The following is a 16,069-nucleotide window of genomic DNA, read 5'->3' on the forward strand; positions in this document are numbered from 1 at the left end:
GGCGTCCATGCCGCCCCCCTTCGGGCCTTTTCGACACCGCCAGCGGCGACTTGTCGGTTCAGAGGGGGAGAGATGGGTGCCGGCCGTCACATCGATGTATTGGCTACTTGTCTTGTGCTCCCATGGGATTGACTGTAGGTCGGGCTTTAGCCCGACAATGGCACGAGCCAGCAAAATGTCGGCCTAAAGGCCGACCCACAGGGGGGTAAACAGAGGTTCGGTGTTGCTTAACCCATGCCGGGTTCTGTGAAAAAGAGCACTTTCCTCATATAAGTCAAAGGGGTACGCTGGTTCTAACCAATCCACTACCCGGGAAAAAGTGCTCGGGTCGTTATACAAATGTTATTCCTTATGAAACCCTACGCCCAACCGATTTTCACACTTAATGCGCGCGGAAACGTCCTGCTGGAGGCTACGCGTGATTACTTCGGTCTGTCATCGGAAGTAATGCATCATGAAATTCAGCGGATGCACATTGAGGTTCAAGAAGTGCTCCAATCTAAGGGAGTACCCTATTCAGCGCTCAGGTCTGGGCTTGTTCCTAGCATTGACCGGCAAGAAGCTGGATTCATTTTTGACTCTGAGGCCATTTATTCAAGTTTGTACGGACTTGAAGTGGCCAAATTAATCCTTCCTCTTTTTAACAGGGACTCAACAAACAGTGTGCTATGCGGCGACCTTATCGGCGATGATCAGGGTTTTATTTATGAGCTATTAGAGGAGTCTCTCGTATTAGCACGTTCGTTCACCTTCGTTCATGGCACATCTCTATACTGCGTATACATCAACAATCTATCTAATGCAGCTCTGAACAAATTTCATGAAGCGTTGTCTGGCGAATCGTCGTACGTGGGATATATTCCGGGAACCTTTTCCTCTCGCACTAAAACGTACCTATCTAACATTCTGGTGAATGCCTACCTCAAGAATGGCACCACAGTAATTATGGGACACGAAGATGATCGCCCAAACGAGGAAAACGAGAACCTTATTGGTTATCCATTTGAGGATTACGGATACCAAGTTGTAAGTTTACAAAGCTTATATTCAGGTTTGTTCCTTGGTTACAAAATTGAACGGCCGGTTTTTCCCGGGTTCGAGATCGATACGGAGATGTCTTTGAATTCAGTCTCGGAAGTCATTCTTCCGTTACAAGGGTTCAGCATTGAGTTAGAAGAAGCAAAGCATGATTACCTAAAGACAGAAAAGCTCGGAAAACTCGAAAAAGCGGGTATTGCGGATTTAGGTCGTGTTGATTTAGCTGAGTTAGTTCGCCAAAAGATCGATGCAAGTTACATCTACAATATGGCTTATCTTCAACAGCATGGCGTGGTGAAGTTCAACCTTATGCTGGAGGTTCCCCGAAAGGGGGGTGGGTACCCAACCAAGCTTCTTGCGGCACTGGAATACCAGCCGGGAAAGAAGAATCTGCGTTTAATTACACTACACTGATGTCAAATTGGCATAACAATAAAATCAAGCCGTTCACCTTTGGCTCACTGGGACCTTGGCGACGCGCGTAGCCGAAGGCCGGACTGGTGGGGCCCAGCGGGGATTCTTAAGGGGGCGCTGGTCGCCCCCTTAAGGCACCCGTCGGAGTGCGTCCCGACAAGCCCCCTGCCGCATGGCGAGTTCTGTGAAAAAGAGCGCTTTTCTCATATAAGCCAAAGGGGTACGCTAGTTCGAACCAATCCACTACCCGGGAAAAAGTGCTCGGGTCGTTATAAAAATGTTAAGTTTCTCGAGTTTGGGAGGCTCAGGTGCAGAATACTCACTTTGCGAGAGTGAACTCTGGCCCTGAATCCCTCCCCGGAGCGTTGGCAAGCGCTCCGTTAGGTGGCCAATGACCTGTGTCTGGAGAATGCTGGATTTCGCAACCAGCTCTTCCGACCAGTAAATCAGTAACCACCAAAGCACGGCCACATGTTTCATGTAGTCGCGCAGGCCTGCGAGATTGCAAATTCTGGTGTATTGCTATGAAAATGCATATCGCAATCGAGGTTAAGGTAAATGTGGCAAGCGTAATTACAGCCCTTTCAGGGTTCTTTTTTACAATTGCTGTAATTTGCCAAAGCCTCAACTAAAGTCCTTGGGGTTGGCTCCGGTCAGCCCCAAGGCATCCAAAACATAACAAGATGCAGCAGTTCGCGGCCGGTGGCCGCCGGAGGCCCTTTCCGTGGTTCCTTTGTGGCCACTCCAAGGCCGCCGCTGTGCTTTGGTGTTAGGCAGTACTGGAAACGAGAGGCATCGAGTTGCGTTCACAAAATAAATCGACCCGTCGGAGAGTCTCGTGAGTCTTAAGATTCAGAAAATTCGTATCCAAAATTTTAGGTCGATACGAGAAATATCGATCTCTCCAGGCGACTTGGCCGTTCTGGTCGGCAAAAATGATTCGGGAAAATCAAACGTCCTAAGAGCTCTGAACTTGTTCTTTAACGGAACAACGTCCCATGACCATCTGATCGACTTTGAGTCGGATCACAATGTCTACAACAGACCGAATCGTCGTGCTAAAGAAATTTCAGTGAAAATTGAATTTTGCATCCCCGAAAACTATCGGAGGGTCAACGGGGATGAGGTTGTTTGGGAAAAGCGGTGGCGCTCAGAAGGACTCGTACATGATAAGTATGCCGGTAGACGCCGAGCACAAGGCCCAAGGGGTGGAGTCAATTGGCAAGAAGTGGAGATACCAGATCGCTCAAATTTACACGCGCTCTTAAGAAATATAAAGTTTGTGTACGTTCCTGCAATCAAGGACTTAGAGTATTTCTCAGAGCTTCGCGCTAGCATCTACGATGTGATTGCCGATGTGGCAGATCGAGAGTTTAGAAATTCCAGCGGGGATTTTGAACAATCCATTGCAAACCAGCTGAAAGACCTGACAGATCAAATAAGTGAGTCGTTAGGCTTTCAATCTAGGTTGGCTCTTCCAAAGAACCTTAGTCATATTTTTGAGAGCTTGGATTTCCTTAGCGATGAGCAAAACATTTCTCTTGATTTGCGAGGCGATGGTGTAAAAGCTCGTCATATTCCTTTGATCTTGAAGTTTATGGCCGATAAGAAGCGGGGGCTTCAGGGACGTGGAGCCCAGCCATATAACTTCATTTGGGGGTATGAAGAGCCGGAAAATAGCTTGGAAATTTCAAGTTCAGTCGAGCTCGCTGATCAATTTCTGGAGTTCTCTGGAAATGGTATAACTCAAGTTCTGTTAACAACTCATTCTCCCGTTTTTTACAACCTTCATAGAAAGGATGAATGCATTGTTAAAAACGTGTCCTGCCACCATGTTTACAGGTCTGATGAGGATGGAACAAAACAGGCAGAAGTGCTGACGGACCTTGATGAGCGAATGGGCATGACTGCACTTATCGCTCCCATGACGGCAGCTATTGAAGACAAAGTCCGTCGCCAGGAGGAAGCACGTGCAGCTGTGGAGGCAATGGCACGGGCGAATCGCAGAAAAATCTTTGTAGAAGGGCCGTCTGACAAGTCGATTCTTGAGAAGGCATTGCGGGTTTTTTCTCCTGAGCGAGCCGGTGAAATTGATGTAGAGACTCAGAACTCAGCAGGCTTCAATTACGTAATCGACATGCTACTGTCATGGAGGAGCCGTGCTAAACATCATGAAGGTCAGCCTCGTGCTGCAGGCCTGTTAGATCAGGATCAAGACGCAAGGAAAGCGGTAACTCGTTGGAATTCTACTCCAAACAATGTTGAATCAGCTAAATGCTTCAAATTACCCACACCTCCGCAGCTAATTCCAGCCCTTAAGGCGGGGTTTAGGGTCTCTGTAGTTCTCGAGTCAATTTATGATCTAGATGCTTGGAGGTGGGCAGAGGGCCGAGGCTATTTGGAAGATGCCAAGCTGCTCAACGTTGTCCCTGATGAACTGATGACTCGCATAGTTTCTGGTAATACAACTCTCGATGAAAACTTACCTAATGACTGGGCTATCTTCGTAAAGAAACAATTTAATCAAGCTGGGAAATCTCCAATGTCACGGTATTTTTCAGGCAGGCCTGACGACGAATTTCGTGAGCGGTTCGCGTTTTTGGAGCATTTGGTTCAGGAGATAGTGAATTACCTTTTTCCAAATGAGCAGGCACCAGAATAAGGTGTTTGAATTGTCTTAAAAATTCTCAGAGGTAAATAGCAGGCAGCAGCTGATACTTCCTAACAAATCAAAGCACGCGGACGTCGCTCCGCGACGTCGGTGTTTGTGGCTTTAACCCCCACGAAATTACACAATGACCCTAACCATCCGACCCGAAAAACCAGCTGATGCAGAGGCGATAGAAACCGTTACGATCGAGGCGTTTCTCAAAGCGCCGCACACGGATCACAGGGAGCAGTTTATTGTCCGGGCGCTGCGGGAGGCCGGTGCGCTGACGATTTCTCTGGTTGCCGAGGAGCGCGGGCACATTGTGGGGCATGTGGCGGTTTCTCCGGTCACGCTGTCGGACGGTTCAACCGGGTGGTTTGGTTTGGGCCCGATTTCTGTCTTGCCCGACCATCAGCGCAGCGGTATGGGTTCGCGGTTGATGCGCGAGGCGCTGGGGGCGCTTCAAGCCCTGGGGGCTTCGGGCTGTGTAGTGCTGGGCGATCCGGCCTATTACGGCCGCTTCGGGTTCAGGCCGGAGGCCGGTCTTGTGTTGCCGGGCGTGCCGGCTGAGTACTTCCAGGCACTGCCCTTGGGTGATGCGTTGCCCCGGGGCGTGGTGAGCTATCACCCCGCCTTTGAGGCGTCTGGCTGATCGGGCGGGCTGAGCCCGAGTCGGATAGCGCGTTAGCGGGAAGCGGAGCGCCAGGGTTTTTGCGCCAGGAAGATGGTGTGGCGGCTGCCCTTGCCGGGGCGGGCGCGTACGGTGCGGATGCTGACCTTGAAGCCCGCCTTTTTCAGGCGAATGGTAAACAGCGAGTCGGCGCCGGCGGACCAGACCGCCAGCATCCCTTCGGGGTGCAGGCTGTCGAAGATCTCGGCCAGCCCCTGCTGGCTGTAGAGACCGCTGTTGTCGCTGTGGGTGAGCCCTTCGGGGCCGTTGTCGACATCCAGCAGGATGGCGTCGAACTGCTCGCGGCGCGCCTTGAAGTGGTTGGCCACATCGCCTATCGCGACCCGGGCCCGGGGGTCGTCGAGGGGGCGCCCGGCGCACTCCCCGAGGGGGCCGCGGTTCCACTGCTCCACTTCGGGGATCAGCTCGGCGACGATCACTTCGGCCGAGGGGGGGACGGCTTTCAGCGCAGCGGCCAGGGTGAATCCCATGCCCAGCCCTCCGACCAGCACCCGGGGGTTTTGCTGTCCGCCGAGATGGGCGCATCCCAGTTCCGACAGGGACTCCTCCGAACCGTGCACACGGCTGTTCATCAGCTCTCCCCGTACGCCCGAAAGGCGGATGGAAAACTCATCGCCGCGGCGGGACAGTTTAAGTTCGCCGCCGCCGTTGGGGATGGTGGCGGTATCGAGGTGAATCCAGGGGGTCATCGAGGTGGCTCGTGGGGGTGAGTGGGCGCGCACTGTACCACAATTGCGGATCTGCTACCCTGTCTCCATCGATCCCCGGTGAGGGGCGCCGGACATCAAGGAGTGGCCATGCAGGTCGAGCGAAGCGGCATTATTCTCAATACCGAGCACTTCAGCGAGTGCGTCGATTTTTACCGACAGCTGTTTGAGCTGCCGCTGATGTTCGAGATTCTGGAGGAGGATTTCCGCCTCTGCTGCCTGCGCCTGGGGGACAGCTACCTGATGATTGAAACCGAAGGGGTGGCGCGCCCGCAGGGCAAGTCGATCGCCGAAAATCCCACCAAGTTGCGCTTTAATGTGGCCGATATGGAGTCGGCGCTGCGGCGGGTCCGTGAGTATGGCATCGAGGCCGAGATCAATGACCACCCCTGGGGACGCACCATCGACATCCTTGATCCCGACGGCAACCGGGTGGGCATTCGCGATGAGGCGGGCTTTCGTCGCCAGCTGCTGGGGGAGCCCTAGGGGCTGGCTGCGGTCGCGGTGGCGCTAGCCGGGGCGACCGTCGATGCGGGGGCGAATCAGGATCGGTGTGTAGATCAGGCTGAACAGGCCAAAGGCGATCACCCATAGCAGGGCAGAAAGGCTGATCAACGGCGGGGAGCCCGGCCACACCAGGGGGCCAAACACCCGCACCAGCGCACAGAGCTGGATGGCCACGAAGGCGAGGGTGATCCAGCGGCTGGTCACCAGTGGACGGCCGCTGTGGCCCAGCGCCACCCGCGCCATCATCCCCAGGGTGATGCCTCCGATTGCGCCGGTGGTGAAGGCATGCAGGGCCACGAAGGGGGAGACCAACCCCAGCGAGGCCAGGGGGATCAGAGCCAGTCCCAGTACCAGCCAGAGATAGGAGAGGTGGAGGATCCACAGCAGGGGGTATTGCCAGATCAGGGGGTGGTACCAACCGATCAGACGCACGCCGTGGGCGAGGGCGGCGAGCCCTGCCAGCAGAGGGGTGAGGGGGGAGTAGGGGGCCAGGGTCTGGGCGATGGCCAGTGCGATCACCAGGGCGATGGAGAGGCGGTCGACCCATTCACGGCGCTGCAGCTGAATCTGCACCGGACGCACCCCGGCCTCGGTGAAGAAGGGGATCACCCGTCCGCCCATGATGACGATGATCAGCATGATCAGGTGGCTCATCAGGTAGGCTCCATTGGGGAGGCCGCTGATCCCCAGCCGCTCGGCATGGACCAGGGCGTTGGCTGAGGCCATCACCGCCAGGATCACCACAAACATCCAGTTCTTCGCCTTGCCCTGCATCAGTGGCGGGACCAGGGCAATGATGAGGCAGGGGAGGAAGGCGAGGTCAACCGCCGCGATCAGCCAGTGGGGGGCGGCCGGTACCAGCGGTAAGATCCGTGCCGCCAGCCAGACCAGCGCCAGCCCCGCCAGCAGGGGGCCGCGGATGGTGGAGACACCGGTCCAGTTGCGCACCGCCGTCAGCAGAAAGCCGCCGATCACCGCCGGGGTGTAGCCAAACAGCATCTCGTGGCTGTGCCAGCCGATCAGGCCGTAATAGGTATTGAGGCTGAGCAGGTTGGCGTAGACCGCCCCCCAGATAGCGACCAATACGACTCCCAGCCAGCCGGCGAGCAGGAAGAAGGGACGAAAGCCCAGCTCGAAGAGGGCGAAGCCGGAAGCGGGTTGGGGGGATTGGATGTTGTGCAGGGTCATAACCAAGTTCTCAAGTCAGGTATTAACTGAAGCGCACTATAAAACATCCCCGCGGCCGCGCCCTTGATGGTGATCAAGTTGCGGCGGGCCCGCTTACTCGTAATGCAGCAGGCGTTCCAGGTCGAGGATGGTGATCAGCTTGCCCTTGATATGGATGATTTTTTCATCCGCCAGGTGGTGCAGGATACGGGAGAAGGTCTCCGGCTGTATCGACAGGCGTGAGGCCACCAGGCGCTTGGGGATCTCCAACTCGACCACCGGTTCGCGGCTGAGGTTGTCGGTGATGCCGTTGATCAAAAAGCGCACCACCCGGTGGGTGGCGTTTTTCAGGCTCAGGGTTTCGATCTCGTTGATCTTCGCGTGCAGGCGCTGGCTCAGCCGGGCCGCCAGTGCCAGGGCCTGCTGGGGGTGGCGGGTGATGCAGTCGATGTAGCGGGTGCAGGCGATCGCCAGCAGCGTCGAGGCCTTGAGGGCCTGGGCATTGACCGGGTAGTTGTGCTGCCCGGAGAACATGATCGCTTCGGCGAAGGTTTCGTGGTTATTGATCACCTCGATAATCTTCTCGTTGCCATCGCGGTTGGTGCGAAACAGCTTGATGGAGCCGTCGATGACGAAGTAGAAGGCGGGGGCCGGGTCGCCCTGGTGAAACAACCACTCATCCCTCGCCAGCTTCTTCAGGTGGCATTCGGCCAGCAGGTGTTGCAGCTCCTTGTCACTGAAGCCGGTAAACAGGTGGTGGCTTTTGAGGAGGCGGTAATAGGGGGTAAGGTTGTCCATTTCGCTACGATTGAGTGATCCTGTCAAAGCATCCTATGGTCACACAGATAGGGGAGAGGCGCCAACGGTGGGGCGTTGTTTCGGCCCGCACTCGACGGGAGTTGATGAGAGTCAAGGGGGAGAGTAGTCTTATTCCTTAAGCTAAGGGCGCTCGCGACAAGCGCATGGTAAGGTTAAGGGCTGGAGCCCGACCCTGCCATAGGCGGGCCCATAGCCTCTAACCTGACCTCCGGGATGCACTATGAAAGGGAACAGATTGATTGACCGATTTGGTCGCGAGGTTACCTACGTACGAATGTCGGTGACCGATCGCTGTGATTTTCGCTGCGTCTACTGCATGGGCGAAGAGATGACCTTCCTGCCCCGCGAGCAGGTGCTCACACTGGAGGAGATGGCCCTGATCGGGCGAGCGTTCAGTGAGCTGGGGGTGAACAAGATTCGCCTGACCGGTGGTGAGCCGCTGGTTCGCAACAATGTGATGCACCTGGTGCGTGACCTCGGTGCCCTGCCCGGCATCACCAACCTGGCGATGACCACCAACGGCTCGCAGTTGCCTAAGCTGGCTCCGGAACTGAAGGCAGCCGGTCTCAAAAGCGTGAATATCAGCCTCGATACCCTCGACCCGGTGCAGTTCACCCAGCTTACCCGCACCGGCAAGCTGGAGCGGGTGCTGGAGGGGATTGAGGCCGCCCGTGCGGCCGGCTTCCCCCGCATCAAACTGAACGCGGTGATTATGAAGGGGCGCAATGACGACCAGGTGGTGCCCCTGGTGCGTTTTGCCCGTGACCAGGGGGTCGATATCAGCTTTATCGAGGAGATGCCGCTGGGGCATATCGACGAGCACCATCGGGGTGAAACCCTCTGCACCAGTGAGCAGGTGCGGGAGCTGATCGGCGAGCAGTTCGAGTTGGTGGCCAGCACCGAAAATAGCGGTGGCCCCTCCCGATACTACCACTTTGCCGACCACCCGACCCGGGTGGGCTTTATCTCCCCCCACAGCCACAACTTCTGCGGCGACTGTAACCGGGTGCGGGTCACCTCGGAGGGGCGCCTGCTGCTCTGCCTGGGTAATGAGCATTCCACTGACCTGCGGGCCGTGGTGAGGCGCTATCCCGGTGATATTGAGCGGCTTAAGGAGGAGTTGCACAGCGCCATGGAGCTTAAACCCGAGCGCCACTTCTTCAGCGCCGAGGGGGAAGTGGAGATTGTTCGCTTTATGAATATGACTGGCGGTTAGCTCGCCGTCGAAGCTTCCGCTAACCGGTCGGTTTGATGCTGGCCTGCAGCATCTGGTCGTTCTGGTGGCGGATGTAGATGCAGAGATCCCGCTCCGCCTCTGCCTGGGAGCGGTAGGGTCCCTCCTGGGAGCCCTCACGGGTAATGAAATACCACTCACCGTTCATGCACAGGAAGCGTTCACTGCGAAACCAGGTGCGTTCACCTTCGCCGGATCGATAGTCCATAGAGAATCCTTCTCTTTTGACGGGCCTTCCTACAGTGTAGCCCCCTCTGCCGGGCGTCACTAGCCCTGGTGTGCTGTTTTTTGGACCCTTTGCCCGTCTGGAGAGTGGGTCAGGCCGCTGATTCGGCCTGCAGGCGGCACACCAGGTCGGTGGCGTGGTCGAGGGCGCTGCGCAGGTAGCGGGGCAGGGAGTCGAGATCGATGTTGTCCATCACGTTCTTCATCTCAAGCCCGATTTCGGTGTCCCCTTCGATCAGCAGGCGGCGCTGGAAGAAGAGGGTGTCCGGGTCCTCCTTGCGGCTGGCCAACAGCAGGAACTCACACAGGTTGCCGCTGATGCTGGCATCGGCATCGGCCATCGGCAACAGGCGCAGCTGCCCCTCCTCAAAGGTGAGGTACCAGCTCAGCTGGGCATCGGTGATGCTGACCCGCACGCAGTGCCCCTCGAGGAACTCGAAGTCCCCATCTTCCAGGGATTCGCGAAACACCTGCTGTAATACCCGGGCAATGACCGCTTTTTGCAGGCGAAAAGGAACCAGGGAGGCGCCGCGGGCGGCCAGTACCGGCAGTTTGCGTACCACGGCAGCGGGCGCGGGAGGGCGGGGCAGGCGGCCAAGCTGGGCAAGGATCATGCGGGACTCCTGAGAAACAGTGGGTGTTAGGGTAAACGGTGAATTGTAGGCCATAGCCTTGGTGGCGCCTTGATGCAAATCAATTAGCCTCCAGCTTCTCTTTGTTACCCTGTGGTGCTCGGTAGAAACCCTCGGAAGATCAGGTCTGTTTCGCATGCAGTTGCCCAATTACGTCAACACCTTTGGTGCGGCCATGCAGCGCAAGTATGGGCATAAGGTCCATAAACTGACCATCAATGCCGACTTCACCTGCCCAAACCGCGATGGAAGCAAAGGGCTGGGGGGCTGTAGCTTCTGCAACAACGCCACCTTTAACCCCAATGGCCGGCGTCCCCCAAGCGTGATCGAGCAGCTGGAGGCGGGCAAGAGGGTGATCCTCAAGCGCACCGGTGCACGCCACTACCTGGCCTACTTCCAGGCGTATACCAACACCTATGCGGCGATTGAGCAGTTGCGGGCACTTTACGACCAGGCCCTGGAGCACCCCGACGTGGTCGGACTGTCGGTGGGGACCCGTCCCGATTGCGTCCCCGATCCGGTGCTGGACCTGCTCTGTGAATACCGTGACCGGGGGCTGGAGGTGTGGCTGGAGCTGGGACTGCAGTCGGCCAACGACCATACCCTGGCGCAGGTTAACCGTGGCCACGGCTGGGCTGAATACGCTGACAGCGCCCGCCGCGCCCGCCAGCGCGGCCTTAACCTCTGTACCCACCTGATCGTGGGGATGCCGGGAGAGCGTCGGAGGGACAGTTTGCAATCGCTGGCGCGGGTGCTGGAGGTGGGCACCGACGGCCTCAAGCTGCATCCGCTGCATGTGGTGAAGGGGACGCAGCTGGCCCGGCAGTGGCGGCAGGGGGAGTACCAGCCGCTGGCATTCGACGACTATGTGGATACGGCCGTGGCGATGGTGCAACAGACGCCGGCCGGGATCATCTATCACCGCCTGACGGGCACCGCATCGAAGGATCTTCTGCTGGCGCCCCTCTGGTGTAGCCAAAAATGGGCTGTGCTGAATGCGATCCATGATCGCCTGCACTATGCCTCGATATGCCGGGCCCAAGGCGCGGCCTGACACAAACAACGGGAGTAGAGGATGGAGTTAGTATGTCCTGCGGGCAGTTTCCCCGCTCTGAAAGCCGCCGTGGATAACGGCGCCGATGCGGTATACATCGGGTTCAAGGATGATACCAATGCACGCCATTTTGCCGGCCTCAATTTCAATGACAAGAAGGCGTTGCGGGCCCTCGACTACGCCCGTGAGCGCAATGTAAAGCTGTTTGTCGCCATCAATACCTACCCCCAGCCCGAGGGCTGGGAGCGTTGGCAGCGGGCGGTCGACATCGCTGCCGACCTCAAGGCCGATGCGGTGATCGCCGCCGACATGGGGGTTCTGGGGTACGCCACCGAGAAGCACCCGGAGCTGCCCCTGCACCTGTCGGTGCAGGGGTCGGCCACCAACTATGAGGCACTGCGCTTTTACCAGCGCCAGTTCAATATCCGCCGCGCGGTTCTGCCGCGGGTGCTGTCGATGGCCCAGGTCAGGCACGTGGCCGAGCACAGCCCTGTTGAGCTGGAGGTGTTTGCCTTCGGCAGCCTTTGCATTATGGCGGAAGGGCGGTGCCACCTCTCCTCCTACATCACCGACGAGTCGCCCAACACCTGTGGCGCCTGCTCACCGGCCAAGGCGGTGCGCTGGGAGCAAAAGGGTGAGGTGCTGGAGTCGCGTCTCAACGGGGTATTGATCGACCGTTATAGCAAGGGGGAAAACGCCGGTTATCCCACCCTCTGCAAGGGGCGCTTCGAGGTGGAGCAGAACACCTATAACGCACTGGAGGAGCCCACCAGCCTCAACACCATCGAGCTGATCCCCCAGTTGGTGGCGAACCAGGTGAAGGCGGTCAAGATTGAGGGACGGCAGCGGAGCCCCGCCTATGTGGAACAGGTGGTGAGTGTCTGGCGTCAGGCCCTCGACGCTTACGCCGCCAACCCCGCCGGCTTCCAGCCCCGGGCGGAGTGGATGAGCGTGCTGGCGAATGTGTCGGAAGGCTCCCAGACCACCCTGGGCGCCTATTCGCGCCCCTGGCAGTAACCCTTAATCTCGAGAGTGATGACTATGCAACTATCGATCGGATCCATTCTCTACTTCTGGCCTCGGCAAAAAGTACAGGATTTCTACCAGCAGATGAGCGAGTCTCCGGCGGATATTATCTATCTGGGGGAAACCGTCTGCTCCAAGCGCCGTGAGCTGAAAACCGACGACTGGATCGAGCTGGCGCGCCAGCTGGCCGCCGCAGGCAAACAGGTGGTGCTCTCTACCCTGGCTTTGCTGGAGGCGGAGTCGGAGATCAAAACCCTGCGTAAAATCTGCGATAACGATGGCCTGCTGGTGGAGGCCAACGACATGGCGGGGGTGCAGCTGCTCTCTGGCAAGGGGTTGCCCTTTGTGGCCGGTTCCTCAATCAACATCTACAACGCCGCTACCCTCAAGCTGTTGCACCAGCAGGGGCTGAAGCGCTGGGTGATGCCGGTGGAGCTGTCCGCCAACACCCTGGCGCAGATTCTGGAAGGGGCCCGCCAGCAGGGCTTTGCTGACGCCATTGAGACCGAGGTGTTTGCCTATGGCCACCTGCCGCTGGCGTTCTCCGCGCGCTGCTTCACCGCCCGCAGCCGTAACCTGCCCAAGGATGACTGCCGCTTTGTCTGCCTCGACTACCCTGAAGGGCTAGCGATGCGTAGCCAGGAGGAGCAGTCGGTGTTTACCATCAACGGCATCCAGACCCTATCCGGCGATGTCTACAACCTCCTGGGCGAGGTGGAGCGCATGCGCGAAATCGGTGTCGATGTGGTGCGGGTGAGCCCCCGCAGCGGCGACATGACCCCTCTGTTGCAGCAGTACCGTGACGCCATCGATGGACGCCCGCAGGCGATTCCCGCGGTGGCCGACGATGAGTGCAATGGATACTGGTTTGGCCAGCCGGGCATGCTGACCCGCCCCCCGGAGGCGTTGGCCTAGTCTTTCCGGGTCACTGGATAAAAAACGGCGGGCTGGACCTGCCGTTTTTTTTTGCCCGCGGTTGGGCAGCTGTCTCTGTCGAGGTCTATCCTAGGGAAGTGAGGGGTTCAGGGGCCTGTGGTCAGGCTTAGGGAACAGGATGATGAACAGGGAACAGTATCTTCGCTTCTGCCGTCGACCCGGTATCTTCAGCGAGAGCGCGTTGCGGTTGACCTTCAAGGTGTTGCGAAAGCCGCGTCCCCGGCTGGCGCTGCGTATCCAGAATATCCTCAATGGGGTTTCGGTGCCGAGACCAACGGGCGAGGGGTGTGAAAGCCTGTCAGAGCACTTCAGGGTGCAGTTGAGCGCTGAGGAGCTGGAGTTGGTGGTGAGTTGCCTGGCCAAGGCGGGAGGCTGGGGTTCCGGGACCTGTCCCGGTCAGCAGGTGATGCTCAAGGCGTTGCTGGAGGATTGGCGGCGCCTGGCCAACAGTCACGATAGTGAACAGCTGGCCGGGGCTCAAACGCCAACCCAGCAGTAGCCCGGTTGGCGTCGGCAGGGTCGATTATTCCGATATCACTGGCGGACGCCTTCCACTGAGAGGGTCAGCTCTACCTGGGTGGCATCTGGACCCAGGTCAAAATTGATACCGAAGTCCTTCAGTGTCAGAACGGTAGTGCCGAGGAACCCCTGGCGGTAGCCCCCCCAGGGATCCTGGCCGCCCCCAATGCTCTCGGCGGCGATGGTCACCGGGCGGGTTACACCGCGCAGGGTCAGGTTGCCGGTAATGGTGGCTGATCCGTCGGGGCCGGGTTTGACCTCGGTGCTGACAAACTTTGCCTGGGGGAATTTCTCCACAAAGAGGAAATCCTCGCTGCGCAGGTGCTTGTCGCGCTCGGCGTGGTTGCTGTTGATGCTGGCGGTATTGATGGTTACCTCAACCGCGCTGTTGGCGGGAGCGGCTTCGTCATAGGCAAAGGTGCCGTCGAAATCATCGAAGCGGCCATATAGCCAGCTATAGCCCAGGTGCTGGATACGGAATTGAATAAAAGCGTGCTGCCCTTTGGTGTCGATCTGGTAGTCGGCGGCCCACAGGGGGGTGGCCAGCAGCAGCGATGCGCAGAAGAGTCCAAGTTTACGAATCATCAGTTATTCCTCATTGGTTGCGCCGGGAGCGGATGCCCAGCATTCGGATTAGAGTGTTATCACCATCCATGAAGTGGTGCTTGAGAGCGGCCAGGGCGTGCACCGCCGACAGCACCACCAGTGTCCAGGCCAGCAAGAGGTGAACCTCCCCGGCGATATCTTCCATCCCCTTGACCTCGCCAAACAGGGCAGGGACAGCGAACCAGTCAAACAGCCAGATGGGGTCCCCTTTGGCCGTGGTGATCAGGTAGCCGCTGATGGCGATTGCGATCAGCAGCAGGTAGGTCGCGCGGTGGGCCCATTCGGCTGCGGCGACCTCCCAGGGTTTGAGGCTCCGCTCTGGAAGTGGTACGGGGTTGAGCTGGCGCCATAGCCAGCGCATCAGTATCAGTGCAAACAGGAGCAGGCCGAGGCTTCGGTGCAGATCGGGCCCCCGCTTGTACCAGGGGTCGTAATAGCCCAGTTCGGTCATCCACAGCCCCAGCCCAAAAAGCCCAACAATGAGGACAGCGCTAAGCCAGTGCAGGATGATGCTGATCCATCCATAGTGGAGAGAGCTGTTTCTGAGCATGGGGTGAAGGCCTCCGGGAGCGGGGTATGCCGGCATCATAATCGATGCCCCGGTGGCGTTATAATAAAAAGAATTGGAGTAATTGATCAGATTATTTGAACAACCGGCATGGGTCGGTTTAGGGTGGAGCGATGGAGTCACGGCTGTTGGTTGACCTGCTAAGGGATATAGGCGCTTGCCAGCGGTGTGCCGCCTCGCTGCCTCTGGGGCCTCGGCCGGTGGTGGTGGCCGATGCGCGGGCGCGATTGTTGATCATCGGGCAGGCACCGGGTCTTAGGGTGCATGAGAGCGGAATCCCCTGGAACGACGCCAGTGGTCAGCGGTTGCGGGACTGGATGGGGCTTACGGCGGAGCGTTTTTACGACCCGCAGCGGGTCGCCATTGTGCCCATGGGCTTCTGTTACCCGGGGCGGGGAAGGGGAGGGGATCGACCGCCCCGGCCCGAATGCGCGCCCTTGTGGCATCAGGCGCTACTCGCGCAGATGCCGTCGATCAGGCTGACTCTGCTGGTAGGACGCTACGCACAGGACTACTATCTGGGAAGCGCGGCCGGGCGGGTGAGCGATGCAGTGCGCAACAGTGATCCCGCAACGGGGTTTTTCTGCCTTCCCCACCCATCGCCCCGTAACAATCGGTGGTTGCAGCGCCACCCCTGGTTTGAGGAGCAGGTGGTTCCTCGGCTGAGAAAGGAGGTAGCAGGGTGTTTAGCGTAAGACCGGGTTGGTTGAGGGGACTGTGGGTGTTTCTGCTGGTGGCCGCCTGTGGCCATGGGGCGACACCGCTACGTATCACGGAGCAGCAGCTGAATGAGCGTTTACTGACCCAGTATCGGGAGCCCCGGCTGCTCAATCTGGAGTTGATGCTGGGGTCTCGGGCACAGCTGTACGTGACCGGGGTCAGCCTTGACCTGCTGGGGGAGGGTGAGGTGCTCTACCGGGTGACGGGCGACTTCGATATTGAGTTTGGCGGTACCGCCCTGACCGATCCGGTACTCTTTAGTCTCGAAGCCCTGGGTAGCCTGGGGCTGGTTCCCGATGAGCGGGCGCTCTACCCCCTGCAGGTGAGGATAGAGCGGTTCACGATCGAAACCGAGGTGGCTGCGGTCCATCTCCCCCTGCAGGAGGTGTTAGGGCAGCGGGTTGCCGAGGCGCTGGAAGAGTTGGCGATCTACCAGCTGTCGGAGCAGGAGCTGCCGAATCCCGGCCAGATATCAGCCCTGGCGATCGATACTGACGCCCTGCAGCTGCTTTCCGTGGGGGAGGCGAGTCCCTGAGGCAGCCCGGCTAGACGGGTG

18 protein-coding genes are annotated in these 16,069 nt (G+C 58.4%); 11 read left to right on the forward strand and 7 right to left on the reverse strand.

What is annotated here, in order from left to right; all coding sequences use genetic code 11:
- Positions 1 to 351 precede the first annotated feature (351 nt).
- From D0544_RS16340 to D0544_RS16350, 3 genes are all read left to right on the forward strand, one after another.
- Positions 352 to 1,452, forward strand: coding sequence for a hypothetical protein (locus tag D0544_RS16340; protein ID WP_125018042.1), 1,101 nt, complete (start codon positions 352 to 354; stop codon positions 1,450 to 1,452).
- 838 nt (positions 1,453 to 2,290) lie between these two features.
- Positions 2,291 to 4,114 carry an ATP-dependent nuclease gene (locus tag D0544_RS16345; protein ID WP_125018044.1) on the forward strand — a complete coding sequence of 608 codons (1,824 nt, stop codon included), beginning with the start codon at positions 2,291 to 2,293 and terminating at the stop codon, positions 4,112 to 4,114.
- A gap of 133 nt (positions 4,115 to 4,247) precedes the next feature.
- Positions 4,248 to 4,754 carry a GNAT family N-acetyltransferase gene (locus tag D0544_RS16350; protein WP_125018046.1) on the forward strand — a complete coding sequence of 169 codons (507 nt, stop codon included), beginning with the start codon at positions 4,248 to 4,250 and terminating at the stop codon, positions 4,752 to 4,754.
- Between the two features lie 32 nt (positions 4,755 to 4,786).
- Here D0544_RS16350 and D0544_RS16355 read toward each other — a convergent pair whose 3' ends face one another.
- Positions 4,787 to 5,482 (reverse strand): spermidine synthase, encoded by a 696-nt coding sequence (locus D0544_RS16355; RefSeq protein ID WP_125018048.1) that lies wholly within the window; start codon positions 5,480 to 5,482, stop codon positions 4,787 to 4,789.
- A gap of 108 nt (positions 5,483 to 5,590) precedes the next feature.
- Here D0544_RS16355 and D0544_RS16360 point away from each other — a divergent pair, with 108 nt between their 5' ends.
- Positions 5,591 to 5,986 (forward strand): VOC family protein, encoded by a 396-nt coding sequence (locus tag D0544_RS16360; RefSeq protein ID WP_125018050.1) that lies wholly within the window; start codon positions 5,591 to 5,593, stop codon positions 5,984 to 5,986.
- Positions 5,987 to 6,010: 24 nt separating this feature from the next.
- Here D0544_RS16360 and D0544_RS16365 read toward each other — a convergent pair whose 3' ends face one another.
- Positions 6,011 to 7,195, reverse strand: coding sequence for an NnrS family protein (locus D0544_RS16365; protein ID WP_125018052.1), 1,185 nt, complete (start codon positions 7,193 to 7,195; stop codon positions 6,011 to 6,013).
- Between the two features lie 93 nt (positions 7,196 to 7,288).
- Positions 7,289 to 7,999, reverse strand: a complete 711-nt coding sequence (locus tag D0544_RS16370) for a Crp/Fnr family transcriptional regulator (protein ID WP_125018054.1) — start codon at positions 7,997 to 7,999, stop codon at positions 7,289 to 7,291.
- Positions 8,000 to 8,213: 214 nt separating this feature from the next.
- Here D0544_RS16370 and moaA point away from each other — a divergent pair, with 214 nt between their 5' ends.
- Complete coding sequence (gene moaA, locus D0544_RS16375; RefSeq protein WP_125018056.1) at positions 8,214 to 9,209, forward strand: GTP 3',8-cyclase MoaA; 996 nt, start codon at positions 8,214 to 8,216, stop codon at positions 9,207 to 9,209.
- Between the two features lie 19 nt (positions 9,210 to 9,228).
- On the opposite strand, the gene D0544_RS16380 is transcribed toward moaA, so the two are convergent.
- Together D0544_RS16380 and ubiT are read right to left on the reverse strand one after the other, a co-directional pair.
- Positions 9,229 to 9,435, reverse strand: a complete 207-nt coding sequence (locus D0544_RS16380) for a DUF6316 family protein (protein ID WP_125018058.1) — start codon at positions 9,433 to 9,435, stop codon at positions 9,229 to 9,231.
- A 109-nt stretch (positions 9,436 to 9,544) separates the two neighbouring features.
- Entirely contained in the window at positions 9,545 to 10,066 is a 522-nt protein-coding gene (ubiT, locus tag D0544_RS16385; protein ID WP_164880957.1) for a ubiquinone anaerobic biosynthesis accessory factor UbiT, read from the reverse strand.
- A 154-nt stretch (positions 10,067 to 10,220) separates the two neighbouring features.
- On the opposite strand from ubiT, the gene mnmL reads away from it, so the two are divergent.
- The 4 genes from mnmL (at position 10,221) to D0544_RS16405 (ending at position 13,599) form a co-directional block, all read left to right on the forward strand.
- Positions 10,221 to 11,138, forward strand: coding sequence for a tRNA modification radical SAM protein MnmL/YtqA (gene mnmL / locus D0544_RS16390; protein ID WP_125018062.1), 918 nt, complete (start codon positions 10,221 to 10,223; stop codon positions 11,136 to 11,138).
- A gap of 21 nt (positions 11,139 to 11,159) precedes the next feature.
- On the forward strand, positions 11,160 to 12,155 hold the full coding sequence (gene ubiU, locus D0544_RS16395; protein ID WP_125018064.1) for a ubiquinone anaerobic biosynthesis protein UbiU: 996 nt from the start codon (positions 11,160 to 11,162) through the stop codon (positions 12,153 to 12,155).
- A gap of 24 nt (positions 12,156 to 12,179) precedes the next feature.
- Entirely contained in the window at positions 12,180 to 13,079 is a 900-nt protein-coding gene (locus tag D0544_RS16400; RefSeq protein WP_125018066.1) for a U32 family peptidase, read from the forward strand.
- Positions 13,080 to 13,221: 142 nt separating this feature from the next.
- Positions 13,222 to 13,599 (forward strand): hypothetical protein, encoded by a 378-nt coding sequence (locus D0544_RS16405; RefSeq protein WP_125018068.1) that lies wholly within the window; start codon positions 13,222 to 13,224, stop codon positions 13,597 to 13,599.
- 35 nt (positions 13,600 to 13,634) lie between these two features.
- Here the strand turns inward: D0544_RS16405 and D0544_RS16410 are convergent, their stop codons facing one another.
- Both D0544_RS16410 and D0544_RS16415 read right to left on the reverse strand, forming a co-directional pair.
- The gene (locus D0544_RS16410) at positions 13,635 to 14,204 is read right to left on the reverse strand and encodes a YceI family protein (RefSeq protein WP_125018070.1); all 570 of its coding nucleotides are present in this window, start codon (positions 14,202 to 14,204) and stop codon (positions 13,635 to 13,637) included.
- 10 nt (positions 14,205 to 14,214) lie between these two features.
- Entirely contained in the window at positions 14,215 to 14,775 is a 561-nt protein-coding gene (locus tag D0544_RS16415) for a cytochrome b (RefSeq protein ID WP_125018072.1), read from the reverse strand.
- A 131-nt stretch (positions 14,776 to 14,906) separates the two neighbouring features.
- Here D0544_RS16415 and D0544_RS16420 point away from each other — a divergent pair, with 131 nt between their 5' ends.
- Together D0544_RS16420 and D0544_RS16425 are read left to right on the forward strand one after the other, a co-directional pair.
- Entirely contained in the window at positions 14,907 to 15,488 is a 582-nt protein-coding gene (locus D0544_RS16420; protein ID WP_125018074.1) for a uracil-DNA glycosylase family protein, read from the forward strand.
- Positions 15,476 to 16,048 (forward strand): DUF1439 domain-containing protein, encoded by a 573-nt coding sequence (locus D0544_RS16425; protein WP_125018076.1) that lies wholly within the window; start codon positions 15,476 to 15,478, stop codon positions 16,046 to 16,048. The genes D0544_RS16420 and D0544_RS16425 overlap by 13 nt, the downstream gene beginning before the upstream one ends.
- Positions 16,049 to 16,069: the final 21 nt, after the last annotated feature.

The sequence above is a fragment of the Aestuariirhabdus litorea genome, from assembly GCF_003864255.1.
GTDB lineage: Bacteria > Pseudomonadota > Gammaproteobacteria > Pseudomonadales > Aestuariirhabdaceae > Aestuariirhabdus > Aestuariirhabdus litorea.